This window comes from Streptomyces sp. NBC_01451 (assembly GCF_036227485.1).
In the GTDB taxonomy this organism is placed as follows: Bacteria; Actinomycetota; Actinomycetes; order Streptomycetales; family Streptomycetaceae; genus Streptomyces.
Map to the genome: position 1 here is coordinate 9534700 of NZ_CP109479.1, position 16588 is coordinate 9551287.

The window sequence follows — 16588 nt, forward strand, 5'->3', positions numbered from 1 at the left end:
TGGTTGTGCGCTGCTGCTCGGCGCGAATGCCCGTACGCGGCGCTTCGGTGTCGGGCGGGATGAGATCTCATGGGTAGCCCGCCGGTGGCTGTTTCCTGTCGAACCGGATCGAGGAGATCAGCGCTGATTTGTTGGTGACGGGTCAGGGTCGCAGCATGCCGGTAGCAGTAGCAGGCGAACGCCGCCTCGCTGCCTGGGAGCTGTGATCACCCACTGTGTGTCGTGTCCGTACGTGGTCGGTGCGGATTGCTGCGCCGTCAGGGTTCACATGCGTCAGCCCGGCTGCCTTCGTACGCTCCAGCGCGGTGGAGGCCAACAGTCCGTTGTCACGGGTGAGTGGAGCCAGTCGAGTGCCGTCGAGGAACCGGCGCAGCACGAGTACGGCCTGCTTGAAACAGCTCAGCGTACGTCGTCCCTTGCGGGAACCGGGCACGATCCTGTGGTCGCGCAGAAAGTCGGCTAGGTTCTCGGCGCTGGTCCGCTTCGCATCGGGCACGTCGGTGTATGTGGCACGTGTCGGGATGCGGGGCCCCGGTCGCAAGGTCCTTCCTGTCAGGTTGCTTACGTCTACCCGGACTTGGAGGCGCCTGGGGCGTCCTCGATGTCCGGCGGGGGATGCGGAAGACCCGGGCGGCGGGGAAGCAGAGCCGTTGGCAGGACCACCGCAGGGTTGGCCGGCAGGCTGATCGGAGCGGTGACGGCCGAGACGTCGCGGAACGCGGCGCCCACCACGGGGTCGATGGCGGAGCGGGCCACCAGACGGGACAGATACCGGTTGCGCAGGCGGTCGACGAGTGATGCGGAACCGTGGTGGTGGGGCGGTCCGAGGCGAGGGCGATCCACCATGGCGTGTCGGCGGCCCGGCCGACGGCACGTTGTGCGGCCGTCGCGAAGCCGGGACCGGGTCCTCCGTGCCGGGCGAGTGTCTGGCACAGCGCGAGGGCGCCCAGGGCGGCGACCGACATGCCGTGTCCGTACACGGGGTTGACGGCGCACGCTGCGTCCGTGACGGCCACGAAGCCGTCCGGGACGCCGCAGCGGTCGTAGTGGCGGAGACGGTTCGCTGTGTACCGGAAGCCGTGGGGGGGGCGGGTCGCTTCCTGTGCGGGGCCGCGTGGTTCGGTCGGAACTTGGGTCGACTCAGCTGTGAGGGCGGTCGGTTCGTCCGGGAGCCGAGTGGCTTCCCGCGAGGAGGAACCTGGTTCCGCCTGGGACAGAACCCCGCCGTGCGGTCGGCCGGTGGCCGGTCGGTTCATGACCCGATGCCCGTGGTCGTCGGCAGCTGTACCCGGAGCCCGAGCCCTGTGACGATCCGTTCGACCGCCGGCTGGACGAGCCGAGTCAGACTGCGGGTCCCTTCCCCGCCGAGCCGCTGCCACACGGGAAGCGTGAGCCGGTCGGTGAGTCCTCCACGTTCTGGCGGGCGGCACGGCCGGCCGCTGTGAGGGTGCCGTCCGGTTCCAGCAGTCCCCTTTCGGCAAGTCGTCGTTCGGCCGCGGCCCATTCCTCGTCGGTCCAGCCTCTGCGGGCCTGAATGCTCCGTCGGCGCTCGCCTCCGGCCGCGCTGGGCGACTCACTCCTGTGCGGTCGGCTGGCGGCCCTGTGGCCTGATGCCCCGCCTCACCCGATGCCGTGGCGAACAGTTGCCGCCGAGGCCCGGCTCCAGCTCGAGCAACCGCAGTACGCAAGGCGACTGGCCGAACAGGAACTTGATCGCCTCGGTGACCGGGACAGCCATGCGCAGGGCGTCGCCCTGCGCATCCTCGCGGCAGCGTCCCCCAGGACCGAACGGCTGTCACTGCTGACGCGGGCGGCAAAGCTGCTGCGTGCGTGTGACAGCCGCTACGAACTGTCCCGGTGTCTGGCGGACATGAGTCAGGTTCACCGCGCCACGGGTCATGTTCGGTGGGCCGACTTCCGTTGGCGCCAGGCGCTGAGGCTGGCCGCACAGTGCGGGATCGAGGAGCCTCCGTACACCCTCCCGCCCAAGGGCGACCGACCTTCCCTGGTCGACGCGCCGCCGCAGGACCGGCTCTCCAAGGCGGAGTGGCGGGTTGCCTGCCTCGCTTCGGCGGGGAGGTCCAACCGCCAGATAGCCGGTGAACTCTATGTGACCCTCAGCACGGTGGAGCAGCATCTGACACGCGTCTATCGCAAACTCGGAGTGTCGAGCCGTGCCGATCTGCGCAGGATCCTGCCACCTGTCGGGGGCGGCTGACACTGCCTTTCGCTCACCGGGGCCACGGGGCGAACCCCGCCCTCTTCACCGTCCACAAGATCATTGCGCCTGTCTGCGACGCCGGGGAACGGTTCGCCACGCTTCCTACCCCGCCCGAGAGCAAGCCCCGACGGTCGCCGGACGAGGCGGACCGCCGGATCGACCGACGGGTCGGCAGGCCTGGCGCCCCATAGTCGTGGTGAACGCGATGCAGTTGGCGGTTGTGGCCGTGGGTGAAGGTGCCCAGGGCGGACGGGGCGTGCACCCCGCCGAAGGCACGGTCCGTCGGGCAGTGCCGTAGGCGGTCGGTGTCATCGATAGTGCGGCCCGTGGTCGGTTCCCACGTTCCTGTGGCCTGCGACAGGTTCTCCGTGACCTGTTGACGACGGTACCCGGTAGGCGGCACTCTGTATTCCGTCATACAAAGTCCTCTGGGAAGCGGGGTGTGACGTGGCCGGGTCTGGGCTCGATCTTCGGGTGACGCAGGACAAGCTCGTGCGGGACAAGGTGGTCGACGCGTTGCGTCAGGCCATCCTGGACGGCGCTCTGCAGCCTGGTCGCAGGCTTACCGAGCGCGAGTTGACCGAGCTCACGGGAGTGAGTCGTACGTCCGTGCGGGAGGCGCTGAGGCGTCTCCAGGCCGAAGGGCTGGTCGAGGAGTCGCCCAGCCGAGGACTTCGGGTGACCACTCCGACCGCGGAGGAGATCGACCAGATCTATGAGATCCGTGCCGAGCTCGAACCGCTCGCGGTGCGCTTGTTCGTCGAGCGCGCCACTGAGGCGGAGGTCGACGAACTCGCCTGCGTCACGCAGGAGTTGAATCCTGGGGGCGACGCAAACAAGGACGTGCTGGACCGCTTCGACGGGATCTTGCTCGCCGGCTGCCGCAACCCCATGCTGGCGGAGCTGCTCGGCGGTCTGTACGGCAGGATCCACGCCCTGCGCCGTATATCGGCCGCCACCCCTGGCCGCATGACCGTCACCAAGCAGGAGTACGACGATCTCGTCGAAGCCGTCCGGCGCCGTTCTGCCGCGGACGCTGCGGAGGTGGCCCGTCGGCACGTCTGTGCGGCCAGAGCGTCCGCGAAGGTCGCGATGAGTGTGCTGATGCAGGAAGCCGACTGAGGGCGGACGACGTCACCAAGATCACCACGAGCACAAGGAAGTGCGGAAATGAGTACGGACACCATCGTCCCGTCGATACCGGACCTGTCGGACCCGGCGGGCTTCGCCTCCGAGGTACCCCATGAGGCCTTCGACGCGATCAGGCAGATGCCTGGCCTGTACTGGCAGCCGGCGAAGGCGGGCACGCTCAACGGCGGATTCTGGTGTATCACCCGGCACGCCGACATCGCCGAGATCGAGCGGAACCCCGAGGTCTTCAGTTCCCGGTGGGGGCCGTTCTTCCCGACCCTCCCCGCGCCGCACAACGAGTTCAGCCGCAACATCATGTACAATGACCCGCCCGACCACAGCCGGCTGCGTCGGGCCGCAGCCCGTTCTTTCGGACCGCGGGTCATCGCGAACTTCGACACCTGGGTGCGCGAGATCGTCGTGGAGGTGCTGGAGGACATCACCGACCGCGGCGAGGTCAACTGGATCGACGACGTTGCAGCCATCATCCCGTCCCGCGTCATCGCACGGGTGATCGGCGTGCCACACCACGACCGTCAGCGCATCGTGGACTGGACCCTCGCGATCTTCGATGCCGCTGAGAAGCCCAACGGTGGCGAGTCCATGCTGATGCTGCTTCCGGAGATTCACTCCTACCTTGAACAGCTGCGCACGGACAAGCTCCGAGACCCCCAGGACGACTTCGCCACCGTGCTGGCCCGGTGCGTCGAGCGGGGTGAGATCAGCCAGCCGGAGTTCCTGGCCTACCTCATCCTGCTCCTCATCGCGGGATTCGAGACCACGCACACGGTCATCGCCCAGGCTATGCGGCTGATCCTGGAGGACTCGCAGGTCGCCGATGTCACCGGTCGGGCGATCGACGGCGGCAGCCTGGACGGGCTGGTTGATGAGTTCCTGCGGTATGTCACGCCGGCCATGAACATGGCCCGCACAGTGACCCGTGACGTGGACTTCCACGGCACGCAGATGCGCGAGGGCGACCTGGTGCAGATGTTCTTCACCGCAGCCAACCGTGACCCCGTCGTCTTCGCCGACCCGCATCGCTTCGACCCGTTCCGGACGGGGAACGAGCACATGTCCTTCGGCAACGGGCCGCACCACTGCATCGGTAAGAATCTCGCCAGACTCGAACTCCGGATCCTCTTCGAGGAGATGCACCGTCGCGGTGTTCTCGTCGCCTTGAACGGCGAGCCCCGGCGTGGCTGGAGCACCTTCATCAACAAGCTCCTGTCCATGCCCGTCACCGTCACCATGGCCGACCGCCAGGAGGCCCGCCCATGACCACTCTGACGGATGCCGTCGTCGTCGTGACCGGAGGAGCAACCGGTGTCGGACTGGCCCTCGCCCGCGAAGCGGCTGTCCGCGGCGCCCGGGTGATGATCGCCGACACGGAGGATGCGGGCGCGGCGGTCGCGAGCCTGCGGGCCGACGGTGCGGCAGCGGACTGGCTGCGGACCGACACCTCGGACTACGCCCAGGTAAAAAAGTTGACTGAGGCTACCGTCGAACGGTTCGGTGCGGTCAACGTGGTCTGCAACAATGCCGGCATCGGTGTGGCCGGCGCACTCCAGAACGTTGACCCGGGCGAGGCGAAGCGTCTCTTCGACGTCAACGTGCTGGGCATGTTCCACATCGTCCACGCGTTCGCACCCCTGCTGAAGGACGCCGCCGCCCGAAGTGAACCGGCATACCTGCTCAACACCGGTTCCGAGCACTCCCTGGGGGTCCCGCCCCACGTGATGCCCATGAGCACCTACACCACGTCGAAGTACGCCGCTCTCGGCCTCACCGACACGGCACGCCGCGACCTGAAGGATCTCGGAATCGGCGTCTCCCTTCTGGTCCCCGGCTGGGTCCGCACCGAGCGGATCAAAGCGCTCGTCGCCGCCGATTCGCGTGCTGCCGCCGCCATCGAACCGTTCGCCCAGAAACCGTCCGAGGTGGCCGAGGCGGCCTTCGACGGCTTGCTCAAGGGCACGAGGGTCATCGCCACCAACCCGCACAGCCGCGCCTTCGCCATGGAGCACGCGCGCGACCTCATGGCCGACATCCAGGCTCTTCCTCTCCTGGACAGCCCGGACGGCCACGCTCCCGACGGCCCGGGCGACGTGTCTCAGTGCCCCTTCGCGCAGGGCTGAGCACCACCCAGCCCCGCAACGCTCGGCGCTGCCCATCCGCGCAGCTCTGAGGACCACCGCCCCGCGTCATTGAACGCGCGCCGGTCGGCAACCTGGGGCTCGACTCCTCTCTGCTCATCCCCCTTTTTTCTCGCTCTTCCTTCATTCCCGCGATCGACGGCCGCGCAGCGGAATCCCCGCCGTGACGGCCCATCGCGTCACACCGTCATTCCCGAAATGACCAGAACTCAGGACTGAACCATGCCCGGACGAAGGCAAGTGGCGATCGTCGGTGTCGGCCAGACCGACTTCGGTGCCCTCTACGCCAACAAGGACGCGCACCGCGACGCCTACGCACTCGGAGCAGAGGCTCTGCGCCTCGCGCTCGATGACGCCGGCCTGCGCAAGGACGAGGTCGACGGGCTCCTCACCGCCCGTATCCACTATGAGCACGGCGCCCACGTGCTGGGTATCCCCAGCCCCCGTGTCATCAACACCCTGGAGGGCTCCGGCCGTATGAGCGGCGTCGCCGTCCAGCACGCCGTCTCCCTGATCGAGACAGGTCAGGCCGACGTCATAGCCTGCGTGTACGGCAACAACGGCCGTTCGGTGAAGATGACCTACGGCGGCGATGGCTATGCCGGCAGCCCCACCACCCGCTACGACGCGATGTACGGCATGACCTCCCCGGGCGCGTACGTCGGCATGATGTACCGCCGGTACGCGCACGACTACGGTGTGCCCGACGGCGCCCTTGCCCCGATCGCGATCAACAACCGCCGCAACGCCGCTCTCAACCCGGTCGCCGTGATGCGCGAGGAGATCACCGAGGAGCAGTACCTCGCCTCCCGCTACATCGCCGACCCGCTGCGCCTGTACGACTACTGCATCATCAACGACGGCGGCGTCGCGCTGATCCTCACCACCGTGGAGAAGGCCCGCCACCTGGCCAAGCGGCCGGTACGGGTGGCGGCCACCGCCGCGCGCGCCGGCGTCAGCAACTACTACACCAGCACGGACTTCTTCCACTCCGCGTCCCAGGACGTCGCCCGGCGGGTCTACGCGGCCTCGGGCTACGGCCCGCAGGACATGGACTGCCTGCAGATCTATGACAACTTCACCCCCACCGTCCTGTTCAGCCTGGAGGGCTTCGACCACGCGCCACGCGGCGAGGCCTGGAAGTGGGTGACCGGCGACCGCATCGCGCGTGACGGCGAGATGCCGGTGAACACTGCCGGCGGGCACACCGGCGAGAGCTACATGCAGGGCTGGGGACACCACGTGGAGGCCGTGCGCCAGATCCGCGGCGAGGCCGGCCCCCGCCAGGTGGCGGACTGCAACGTCGCCCAGTACATCTGCGCCTCACCCATCACCACGTCGCACGTCCTGGTCGGAGAGTGAGCATTTCCATGGACAACCAGAAACTCATCGTGATGCTCCCGCCGGTCACGGACGCCAACCGCGGCTACTGGGAGGGCACCCTCGCCGGTGAACTCCGCCTCCAGTGCGGCGATTCCGGAGCACCCCGCTACCCCGAGTCGCCGGTCGACCCGGTGACCCTCGACCCGGAATTCGCATGGCGCGCCGCCAGCGGCAGGGCCACGTTGTGGTCCTGGATCGTCATGCACCAGCAGTACTTCCCCGCCTTCGCCGACGAGGTGCCCTACCTGGTGGCCTTCGTCCAACTGGAGGAGGGACCGTACATGATGACCACCCTCGTGGATCCGCCGGAGCATCTGGAGTGCGGCATGCCGCTGGAGGTCGTCTTCGAGCAGATCTCTCAGGACCGGGCCATTCCGAAGTTCAAGGTGGTGTCGGCATGAGCGCGACGGCTGCCTCCCCGGCGCAGACGGAACAGGTCGTCCTCGTCGAACACCTGACAGGCGGCATCTCACGCATCACCTTCAACCGCCCCCACAAGCGCAACGCCATGAACCGTGCGGCCCGCGTAGGCATCGTGCGCGCCCTCGACGAGTGCCGGGGCCGGTCCAAGGTGATCGTCATGACCGGCAATGGCCCCGCCTTCTGCGCCGGCGTCGACCTCAAGGAGGGCGACGTCAGTACCGGGGACGCCGAACTCGACCGGCGCAGCGAGTGGACGGCCGTCCAGGAGGAGATCCGCAGCCACCCCGCTGTCGTCATCGTCGCCGTCAACGGCACCGCCCTGGGCGGGGGCTCCACCTTGATCAACGTCGCTGACCTGGCCATAGCGGCCAACGAGGCCCGGATAGGCATGCCGGAGATCGGCTTCGGCCTCTATCCGACCCTCGCCGGACCCGCCGCTCAACTGCGCATCAAGCCGAAGCACGCGGCCTGGCTGGTGCTCACCGCCGAGCGGATCGACGGCATCACCGCCGCCGAGTGGGGGCTGGTCAACCGCGCTGTTCCCCGGGAGGAACTCGACGCCGTGGCCACTGCCCTCGCCGAACGCGTCGCCTCCTTCGACGCCACCGCGCTGGAATGGTCGAAGAAGGCACTGTGGAAGATCCCCGGCGAGATCTCGGAGTGGACCCACGCCATCGCCTACGGCCATGAGATCGCCGGCGAACTCCGATCCCGTAGTTCCGCTCTGTCCGAGGGCCTCGGCCGGTTCCGGTCGGGCGAGCGCAACCCGGGCCAGGGCTGATGTCCGGGGAGCGCACCTTCCAGGTGGTCGAGGTCACCGAGTCAGTCGCGGGAGCGGCGTGCGGACGCCTGTTCGCCGCCCTCGGCCACGACGTGCTGCTGTGTGAGCCGCCCACCGGCACGCCGCTGCGGGCCAGGGAGTTCACCTTCGCGGCCCTGGGCGCCGGCAAGCGCAGCGCCGTACTCACAACCGGGCAACTGGCAGCCGGCGAGACCAGCGCGCTGGCCACCGCCGATGTCCTGATCACCGACCTCACGCCGGCTGCGGCTGCCGCCGAGGGCCTGGACCTCGACCAGCTCAGGCAACGGTTCCCCCGGCTGGTCATCGTCTCGATCACCGCGTTCGGGATGAGCGGGGAGTACGCCGACAGCGTCGGCGACAGCCTCCTGGCGGAGGCGTACGGCGGACTGGCCACCATGGTCGGTGAGCCGGACCGCCGCCCGCTGAGTCTGGGCGGCGAACAGAGCGCCCACTCAGCTGCCTTCGTCGGCCTGTACGGCGCCATGCTCGCCCTGCAAGGCCGTGACCGCACGGGACGAGGCGACCTCGTCGAGGTCGCCCTGAGTGATGTCGCCGCCTATATGGACTGGAAGAGCGACGTCCTCCACGACCTGGGCGGCGGGGTCCCGAAGCGTGCCGGCTCCTCGCAGGGCGGCTGGCGCGTGGTGCGGGCCAAGGACGGATGGGTCGGCGTGATCTTCTCCGCTCACCAGTGGCCCGCCGTCGTCGAGCTCTTCGGCGACCCGCGCCTGAGCGCACCCGGCCTCGACGACCCCCAGCAACGCGCCCTGGGCTCGCAGGAGTGGTGGGCCGTGATCGCGGAGGCGGCGGCAAGCCGTGAGGCCGTGGAACTGTACACCGAGGCGCAGCGCCTCGGACTGCCCTTCGGTCATGCCGCCGACGTCGAGAGGCTGCTGGCCGACGAGCAGCTCCGCGCCAGACGCTTCGTCCTTCCACCTGGCATGCGTCGCAGGAACGCCCCCGTGGTCGGCCCTCCATGGACCGTGTCCGATGCGCCCATTTCCGCGGTCGAGGCACCCCGGTTGGGCGACGACACCGGCAGTCTCACGACCAAGCCGCGGCCGACGGCAGTCCGTACATCGCCCTCAAGCGTGGCCGCTCGGCACAGCGACACCGCCCCCCTGGCCGGTCTGGTCGTCCTCGACTTCGGCACCATCACCGCCGGGGCGGCCACCAGCCGGCTGCTCGCCGACTACGGGGCGACCGTGATCAAGATCGAGTCGCAGGGTCGCCCCGACCCCTTCCGGGCGTGGGCGATGCCAGGAAGCGCGGACAAGGCTTCCGGGGCACAGGCATCGGCCTCCCCGATGTTCGCCTCCAACAACGTGGGCAAGCGCGGCCTGAGCCTTGATCTGAAGACCGAACACGGCCGCGCCGTCGTCCACCGGCTCATCCGCCGCGCGGACGTCCTGGTCGAAAACTTCCGCGTGGGCGTCACCGCCCGCATGGGCATCGACTACGCTACCGCCCACCGGCTCAACCCCGACCTGGTCTACCTCTCTCTGTCGAGTCAGGGTGTTTTCGGGCCCGAGGCCCGGTACGGCTCATTCGGTTCGACCCTGGACCTGCTCTCCGGACTCGCGGCCGTCACCGGCTACCCGGGGGAGCGGCCCATGTGGTCGGGCGGCGACCTCAACTACCCGGACCAGATGGTGTCCTTCGTCGGTGCCGCGCTGGTCGCGGACGCCGTCACCAGCGGCCGACGCGGCATCCACCTCGACGTCTCGCAGCGGGAGGCCGTCGCCTGGACCCTGGCCGATCAGCTCGGCGAGTACGTCTGGACGGGGCGCATGCCCGCACCGGACGGCAACCGCCGCCCCGGCGCGACTCCCCACGACACCTACCCCACCGTCGAGCCCCACCTCTGGCTGGCGATCGCCTGCAGCAGCGCCGCACACCGCCGGGCGCTGGCCGAGGTGATCACAGCACTGCCCGACGACGAGCCGGAGGAATGGTGGCTGCAGCACCAGGACGCCGTCGACGAGGCCATCTCTCAGTGGACGGCTTGCCGCCCCCGTGACCAGGCGGTGGCGGAACTGCGCCGCACGGGTGTTCCGGCCGTACGCGTGAACACCGCCGCTGACCGCGCACACGACCCCCGCTACCGCGAACGTCGCGCGGCACTGCACGTCCCGGACTGGCTGAAGGGATTCCCCATGATCCTCCACGGCCACACCCCGCCCGACCCCGCTCCCGCACCCGCCCTCGGCGAAAACGCCGAGCACCTGGACAACGACGCCCTCGACGAACTCGTCGGCGAAGTCCTCCGCCCGCAGTCCCCCCGCTGACCGCGCGCACCCGCACTCGAATATCCCCGATCAGGAGAATCACCATGCCCCGTGTCGTATTCGTCCGGCCGGACGGGACCAAGCACGAAACCGACGCCGCCGACGGAGTCACCGTCATGCAGGCCGCCACCGCCAACCTGATACCGGGAATTATCGCCGAGTGCGGTGGCGAGCTGTCCTGCGCCACCTGCCACGTCTTCGTGGACGGGCAGTGGCTCGGCGCGCTGCCGTCGCCGTCGCAGGACGAGGAGGAGATGCTGGAGGCGACCTCCGAGGAACCCACCGAGGCCAGTCGGCTGTGCTGCCAGATCACGCTCGATGCCTCGCTGGACGGCATCGTCGTGCACATCCCGAACACGCAGAAGTAGAACCGGGCGGGAGCACACCATGCACATCGAACCCACTGCGAGCGACCGCGTCGTCGTGGTCGGCGCAGGCCAGGCCGGCGCGGACTTCGTCGCCGCCCTGCGCATGGCAGGCCACCAGGGCCCCGTGACCCTCGTGGGCGAGGAGCCCGGCTACCCCTACGCGCGCCCTCCGCTGTCCAAGGCGTACCTGTCCGGCAAGGCAACGGCCGAGGACCTGTACATCCGGCCGCCCGCGATGTATGAGCAGCAGGGCATCGACCTGCGTACCGGCACCCGGGTCACCGAGCTCGACCGGACCGCCCGCCACGTAGTGCTCGCGGACGGTGAGCGGCTGCCGTACGCGCACCTGGTGCTCGCCACCGGCGGGCGGGCGCGCAGACTGCCCGCCCCCGGCCTCGACGACGCGCCCAACGTCCATAACCTCAGAACTCTCGCCGACGTGACCGCCATGCGGCACCGGTTCGTCCCCGGCGCCCGAATGGTCGTCGTCGGCGGCGGCTACGTCGGGCTGGAGGTGGCCGCGGTCGCCCGCCGACTCTCTCTGGACGTGACGGTCCTCGAGGCGCTGCCCCGTGTCCTGGCCCGGGTGACCGCGCCGCAGGTCTCCGCGTTCTATCAGCGGGTGCACACCGAGGAGGGCGTGGACATTCGCGTCGACACCGCGGTGACCGGCTTCGCCTTCGCCCCCGACGGCTCGGTGGCCACTGTGGAGCTCAAGAGCGGGGAGCGGATCGACACGGACATCGTCCTTGTCGGCATCGGACTGGTCCCCAGCACTGAACTCGCCGAGCAGGCCGGTCTCGCCGTCGACAACGGCATCGTCGTGGACGAGTACTGCCGAACCGAGGACCCTGCCGTCCTCGCGATCGGCGACTGCTCCAGCCACCCCTGCGGTGAGTACGGCGGACGCCGCAGGTTGGAGTCGGTGCCCAACGCCTCCGAACAGGCGCGGGTCGCTGCGGCCACCGTGACCGGGAGCCTTCAGCCGTACACCGCCATCCCGTGGTTCTGGTCCGACCAGTACGACGTCAAGCTCCAGACCACAGGGCTGTCCACCGGTTACGACGATGTCGTCATCCGTGGCACCACCGAGACCGGACGGTCCTTCGCAGCCATCTACCTCAAGGACGGCGAGGTCCGCGCGGCGGACGTGGTCGGCAGCCCCCGGGACTTCACCGCCGCCAGAAAGCTGGTCGCGGCACGTGCCCGGGTCGCCCCCGAAGCGCTCCGGGACCTGTCGGTCCCGCTCAAGCAACTGATCTGAACCATCCAGAGGGGAACCCGAGAAATGACGGACCACACGGCGGCCACGGCGGCCTCCTCGCGCTCAGAGCGCTTTCCGGCCGGGATGGACTGCGACTACCTGATGCTCATCGACGGCGAACGGGTCGCCGCCTCCAGCGGCGAGACCTTCTCCTGCGTCGACCCGTACGAGAACCGTCCCTGGGGCCGCGTTCCCGCCGCCACCGCGCAGGACGTCGACCGGGCCGTACGTGCGGCCCGGCGGGCCTTCGACGAGGACGGCTGGTCCCGCGCCCCCGCCTCGCTGCGCGCCCGCCTGCTGCGCAAGCTCGCCGACCTCATAGAGGAGCACGCCGAGGAACTGGCCTTCATCCAGATCCACGAGAACGGCAAACTCCTCAGCGAGATGCTGCCCGCAGCGCGGGCGATGGCCGCCCACGCCCGCTACGTGGCAGGACTGGCGGAGAACCACCACGGCTCCACCCTGCCCGTCCAGCCCGGCTTCACCGCATACACCGTCCCCGAGCCGGTCGGCGTCGTCGCGGCGATCACCCCGTGGAACTCCCCGCTGACGCTGCTGTCGTGGAAGCTGTTCCCCGCGCTCGCGGCCGGCTGCACACTCGTCATCAAGCCCTCCGAGGTCACGCCCACCTCCACGCTCCGCCTCGCCGAACTCTGCCAGGAGGCAGGCTTCCCCAAGGGCGTCGTCAACGTCGTCACCGGCTTCGGCCAGCCGACCGGAGCCGCCCTCACGGGCCACTCAGGCATCGACAAGATCGCGTTCACCGGATCCACCGGGGCGGGCAAGGCCATGCTGAGCGCGGCCGCTCCCCGGATCGGACGGGTCACCCTGGAACTGGGCGGGAAGTCCCCCAACATCGTCTTCGCCGACGCCGACCTCGACAACGCTGTGCACGGCGTGATGGGCGGCATCTTCGCCGCCACCGGACAGACCTGCATGGCCGGCTCGCGCGTCCTGGTCCAGGACAGCGTGTACGACGAGTTCGTCACCGCTCTGTCGGCCGCCGCGGACACGCTGGTGCTCGGCGACCCCCTGGACCCCGGCACCGATGTCGGCCCGCTCGCCTGCCGCAACCAGTTCGACAAGGTCCTGCAGTACATCGACATCGGGCAGTCCGAGGGGGCCAAGCTGTCCGCCGGAGGGATACGAGACTCGTCGACCGCGCAGCTGGAGCGCGGCCTGTTCGTCCGGCCCACCGTCTTCTCCCACGTCGACAACTCCTCGCGGCTCGCCCAGGAGGAGATCTTCGGTCCCGTGGCCAGTGTCGTGCGGTTCACCGACGAGGACGACGCCGCCCGGCTCGCCAACGACGTCGACTTCGGCCTGGCCGCCGCCGTGTGGACCCGGGACATCGGCCGAGCCCACCGCATGGTCCGACGACTGCGCTCGGGCACGGTCTGGGTCAACGCCTACCGCGTCGTCCACTACGGCGTGCCCTTCGGAGGGTTCAAGCAGAGCGGCATCGGCCGCGAACTCGGCCCCGACGCGCTCGACGACTACACCGAGACCAAGTCGGTCTGGATCGACGAAGGCAACCCGCAGATGTTCGGCCGGCACTGACCCATGTCGACGCAGAGCGAAGGACTGATCAACATGCTCCAGCACAAGAACATCTACATCGACGGCTGCTGGCGGCCGTGCTCGCGCGACGACGTGACGGAGGTCGTCAACCCGGCGTCCGAGCAGGTCATCGCCACGGTTCCGGCCGCCACGGCACAGGACGTCGACGCGGCCGTCGCCGCCGCCCGTGCAGCCGTGCCCGCATGGTCCCGTACCTCCCCCGCCGAACGACGGGTCTTCCTGGAGCGGCTGCACCAGGGCCTGACCCGGCGCGCAGGTGAAATCGCCGATATCGTCACCGCCGAGATGGGAGCGCCTCGTTCCATCTCGACACGTATCCAGGCGGGCCTGCCGATCGCGGTCAGCGCGTCGTACGCGCAGTTGCTGGAGACGTACGAGTTCGAGGAGCGCATCGGCAACTCCCTCGTCGTCAAGGAACCGCTGGGTGTCGTCGCCGCCATCACGCCGTGGAACTACCCGCTGCACCAGGTCGTCGCGAAGGTGGCCGCCGCGCTGGCCGCCGGGTGCGCCGTCGTGCTCAAGCCGTCGGAGGTCACCCCGCTCAACGCCTACCTTCTCACCGAGACCATCGACTCCATCGGTCTGCCCGCCGGAGTGTTCAACCTCGTGCCCGGCACCGGGGCGGTGACAGGTGAGTCGCTGGTGACCCACCCGGGCGTCGACATGGTCTCCTTCACCGGCTCCACCCGCGCCGGAAAGCGGATCGGTGAACTCGCTGCGGCCACCATCAAAAAGGTCGCCCTGGAACTCGGTGGCAAGTCCGCCAACGTCATCCTCCCGGACGCCGACCTGGAGTCCGCAGTCCGCGAGGGCGTGGCCGGCGTCATGCGGAACTCGGGGCAGACCTGCACGGCCCTGTCCCGGATGCTCATCCACCGGGATTCCTACGAGCGGGCGATCGAGGTGGCCCGTGAGACAGCCGAGAGCACGGTCGTCGGCGACCCCACCGACGAGCGGACTCAGGTCGGCCCGGTCGCCTCGGCCACCCAGCGGGACACCGTGCGCCGCTACATCACCGAGGCCGTCGCACAGGGCGCCCGGCTGGTGACCGGCGGCGTCGAACCACCGGTCGGCCTGCCCACCGGCTACTACGTGCGCCCCACCGTCTTCGCCCACGTAACCCAGGACATGACCATCGCCCAGGAAGAGGTCTTCGGCCCGGTGATCGTCCTCATGCGGTACGACGACGAAGAGCACGCTCTGCGGATCGCGAACAGCTCCGTCTACGGCCTGTCCGGAGCTGTCACCTCGGCGAGCGAGGAACGTGCCGTCGCCTTCGCCCGACGTCTGGAGACCGGCATGGTCCACGTCAACGGCGGACCGCTGAACCTCCTCGCCCCCTTCGGCGGCTACAAGCAGTCCGGCAACGGCCGCGAACTGGGCACCCACGGCCTCGAGGAATTCCTCCAGCCGAAGGCACTGCAACTCCCGGCGTCCGCAACGAACTGATTCCCGTCCCAATCGGTCGCACGGACTGGGTACATGGAGAGGCACGACATGAACGATCCTGATTTCCCGGTCGCACGAAAGCTTCTCTCCGAGGTCTGGGATTCCCTCGGAGGGGAGAAGGAGGCTGTCGACCGAGTGCGGTTCGAGGGGCACGGGGCCCTGCGGTCCCCCTTCGCGGTCACCGACCTCGCGGCCGCGTCCTTCGGCGCCGCGGGGCTCGCCGTCAGCGAGCTCCTCACCACCGTCGGCGTCGACGCGCCGCAGGTTCGAGCCGACCGCGTGCTCGCCACCGGCTGGTTCGATCTGCCCGTCGGCCCCTCACAGCCTCTCGACCCCGCCAAGAGGCACAAGGTAGTGCACACCTGGATGTGTGAGTTCCAGACGGCCGATGACCGATGGCTGCGCATGCAGGCCACCTTTCCGACGCTGCGTTCCCGGATCGCGCAGGCTCTCGGGACGAAAGAGGATCCGGAGGCGTTCGAAGCCGAGATCCGCAAGCATCCCGCCGAGAAGATCGAGCAGCACCTGGTGGACGCGGGCGCAGCGGTTGCGGTCAGCCGCACGGTGGGGGCATGGCGCCGGCACCCGCAGGGCCGGGCTGTCGCCCTGGAGCCCCTCGTCGCCATCGAGTCCGCGGGCGAAAGCGGCAATCCCTGGAAGCCCACCCCCGGCCGTCCGCTGGCCGGCATTCGCGTGCTCGATCTGACGCGGGTCATCTCAGGCCCGATGGGGACCCGGTTCCTGGCGGCGTGCGGCGCCGAGGTCCTGCGCCTGGACCGCCCCGGCTCGGACGAGAGCAGCGGCATCTTCGGTCGGGGCAGCGACATCATGCTGGGCAAACGCTGGGCGTTCTTGGACCTGAGTACGGCCGCCGGACGCGAGCAGTTCCTCAAGCTGCTGTCCGAAACAGACGTCCTCGTCCACGGCTACCGACCCGGCGGCCTCGACGGCCTCGTCGCCCCGGAGTTGCGCGCGTCCGTGCGTCCCGGTCTGGTCGAAGTCGCTCTCAACGCGTACGGCTGGACCGGCCCGTGGAAAGACCGCCGGGGCTTCGACACCCTCGTTCAGTACAGTAGCGGCCTCGCCGACGCCACGACCGCCTGGGCCCTCGCCGACCCCGAGAACCGTACGCCGATCAACTCGCTGGGGCGGCTCGTCAGCGCCGACCGGCCCCGGCACCTTCCTGTCGAAGCGCTCGACTTCGCCACCGGATACCTGATCGCGGCAGCCGCAGTACGTGGCCTGACGCGCAGGATCACCACGGGCGAAGGTTCCGTTTCCCGCCTCTCACTCGCCCGGACCGCGGAAATGCTCATCCGCGTGGGCCGAGGCGGCGACGAACCGGAGATCCGTCTGCCCCTCGACGGGACCTTCGGAGAGCGCGTCTTCGCCAGCGGCAACGGCCCGGTCAAGCGACTCCCGTTCCCCCTCTCGATCGAGGGCACCCCGCTGTTCTGGGAGCGGCCGTTCGAAGCGGCAGGTTCTTCGACACCAACGTGGTCCACCGCCGGGTGACTTCAGC

At 69.2% G+C, this 16588-nt stretch carries 15 protein-coding genes and 2 pseudogenes; 14 read left to right on the forward strand and 3 right to left on the reverse strand.

All coding sequences use genetic code 11. The features are described 5' to 3' along the window. Positions 1–229: 229 nt before the first annotated feature. The 3 genes and pseudogenes from OG595_RS42185 to OG595_RS45530 all read right to left on the reverse strand — a co-directional run. Positions 230–523, reverse strand: a pseudogene (locus OG595_RS42185) (IS5/IS1182 family transposase); the annotation flags it as partial. Positions 524–567: 44 nt separating this feature from the next. After that, entirely contained in the window at positions 568–846 is a 279-nt protein-coding gene (locus OG595_RS42190; protein ID WP_329281681.1) for a hypothetical protein, read from the reverse strand. 495 nt (positions 847–1341) lie between these two features. After that, positions 1342–1548, reverse strand: a pseudogene (locus tag OG595_RS45530) (helix-turn-helix domain-containing protein); the annotation flags it as partial. Positions 1549–1627: 79 nt separating this feature from the next. On the opposite strand from OG595_RS45530, the gene OG595_RS42195 reads away from it, so the two are divergent. From OG595_RS42195 to OG595_RS42255, 14 genes are all read left to right on the forward strand, one after another. After that, a complete protein-coding gene (locus OG595_RS42195) occupies positions 1628–2218 on the forward strand; it encodes a helix-turn-helix transcriptional regulator (RefSeq protein ID WP_329281683.1) in 591 nt (196 codons plus the stop codon). Between the two features lie 2 nt (positions 2219–2220). Continuing rightward, a complete protein-coding gene (locus OG595_RS45535; protein WP_443073386.1) occupies positions 2221–2412 on the forward strand; it encodes a DUF6192 family protein in 192 nt (63 codons plus the stop codon). A gap of 283 nt (positions 2413–2695) precedes the next feature. Beyond that, entirely contained in the window at positions 2696–3343 is a 648-nt protein-coding gene (locus tag OG595_RS42200) for a GntR family transcriptional regulator (RefSeq protein ID WP_329281685.1), read from the forward strand. A gap of 48 nt (positions 3344–3391) precedes the next feature. Continuing rightward, complete coding sequence (locus OG595_RS42205) at positions 3392–4633, forward strand: cytochrome P450 (protein ID WP_329281687.1); 1242 nt, start codon at positions 3392–3394, stop codon at positions 4631–4633. Continuing rightward, positions 4630–5490 carry an SDR family NAD(P)-dependent oxidoreductase gene (locus OG595_RS42210; RefSeq protein ID WP_329281690.1) on the forward strand — a complete coding sequence of 287 codons (861 nt, stop codon included), beginning with the start codon at positions 4630–4632 and terminating at the stop codon, positions 5488–5490. The genes OG595_RS42205 and OG595_RS42210 overlap by 4 nt, the downstream gene beginning before the upstream one ends. Positions 5491–5730: 240 nt before the next feature. Beyond that, on the forward strand, positions 5731–6870 hold the full coding sequence (locus tag OG595_RS42215) for a thiolase family protein (protein ID WP_329281692.1): 1140 nt from the start codon (positions 5731–5733) through the stop codon (positions 6868–6870). An 8-nt stretch (positions 6871–6878) separates the two neighbouring features. Beyond that, complete coding sequence (locus OG595_RS42220) at positions 6879–7292, forward strand: Zn-ribbon domain-containing OB-fold protein (RefSeq protein WP_329281693.1); 414 nt, start codon at positions 6879–6881, stop codon at positions 7290–7292. Beyond that, complete coding sequence (locus OG595_RS42225; RefSeq protein WP_329281695.1) at positions 7289–8095, forward strand: enoyl-CoA hydratase/isomerase family protein; 807 nt, start codon at positions 7289–7291, stop codon at positions 8093–8095. Before OG595_RS42220 ends, OG595_RS42225 begins: the two co-directional genes overlap by 4 nt. Next, positions 8095–10404, forward strand: a complete 2310-nt coding sequence (locus tag OG595_RS42230; protein ID WP_329281697.1) for a CaiB/BaiF CoA-transferase family protein — start codon at positions 8095–8097, stop codon at positions 10402–10404. The genes OG595_RS42225 and OG595_RS42230 overlap by 1 nt, the downstream gene beginning before the upstream one ends. Positions 10405–10448: 44 nt before the next feature. Beyond that, complete coding sequence (locus tag OG595_RS42235; protein ID WP_329281700.1) at positions 10449–10772, forward strand: 2Fe-2S iron-sulfur cluster-binding protein; 324 nt, start codon at positions 10449–10451, stop codon at positions 10770–10772. Positions 10773–10791: 19 nt separating this feature from the next. Continuing rightward, positions 10792–12036 (forward strand): NAD(P)/FAD-dependent oxidoreductase, encoded by a 1245-nt coding sequence (locus OG595_RS42240; RefSeq protein WP_329281702.1) that lies wholly within the window; start codon positions 10792–10794, stop codon positions 12034–12036. Positions 12037–12060: 24 nt separating this feature from the next. Further along, positions 12061–13596, forward strand: a complete 1536-nt coding sequence (locus OG595_RS42245) for an aldehyde dehydrogenase (protein WP_329281704.1) — start codon at positions 12061–12063, stop codon at positions 13594–13596. A 33-nt stretch (positions 13597–13629) separates the two neighbouring features. Further along, positions 13630–15066 carry an aldehyde dehydrogenase family protein gene (locus tag OG595_RS42250; protein WP_329281708.1) on the forward strand — a complete coding sequence of 479 codons (1437 nt, stop codon included), beginning with the start codon at positions 13630–13632 and terminating at the stop codon, positions 15064–15066. 48 nt (positions 15067–15114) lie between these two features. Then, positions 15115–16581, forward strand: a complete 1467-nt coding sequence (locus OG595_RS42255; protein WP_329281711.1) for a CoA transferase — start codon at positions 15115–15117, stop codon at positions 16579–16581. The last annotated feature ends 7 nt before the right edge of the window (positions 16582–16588 follow it).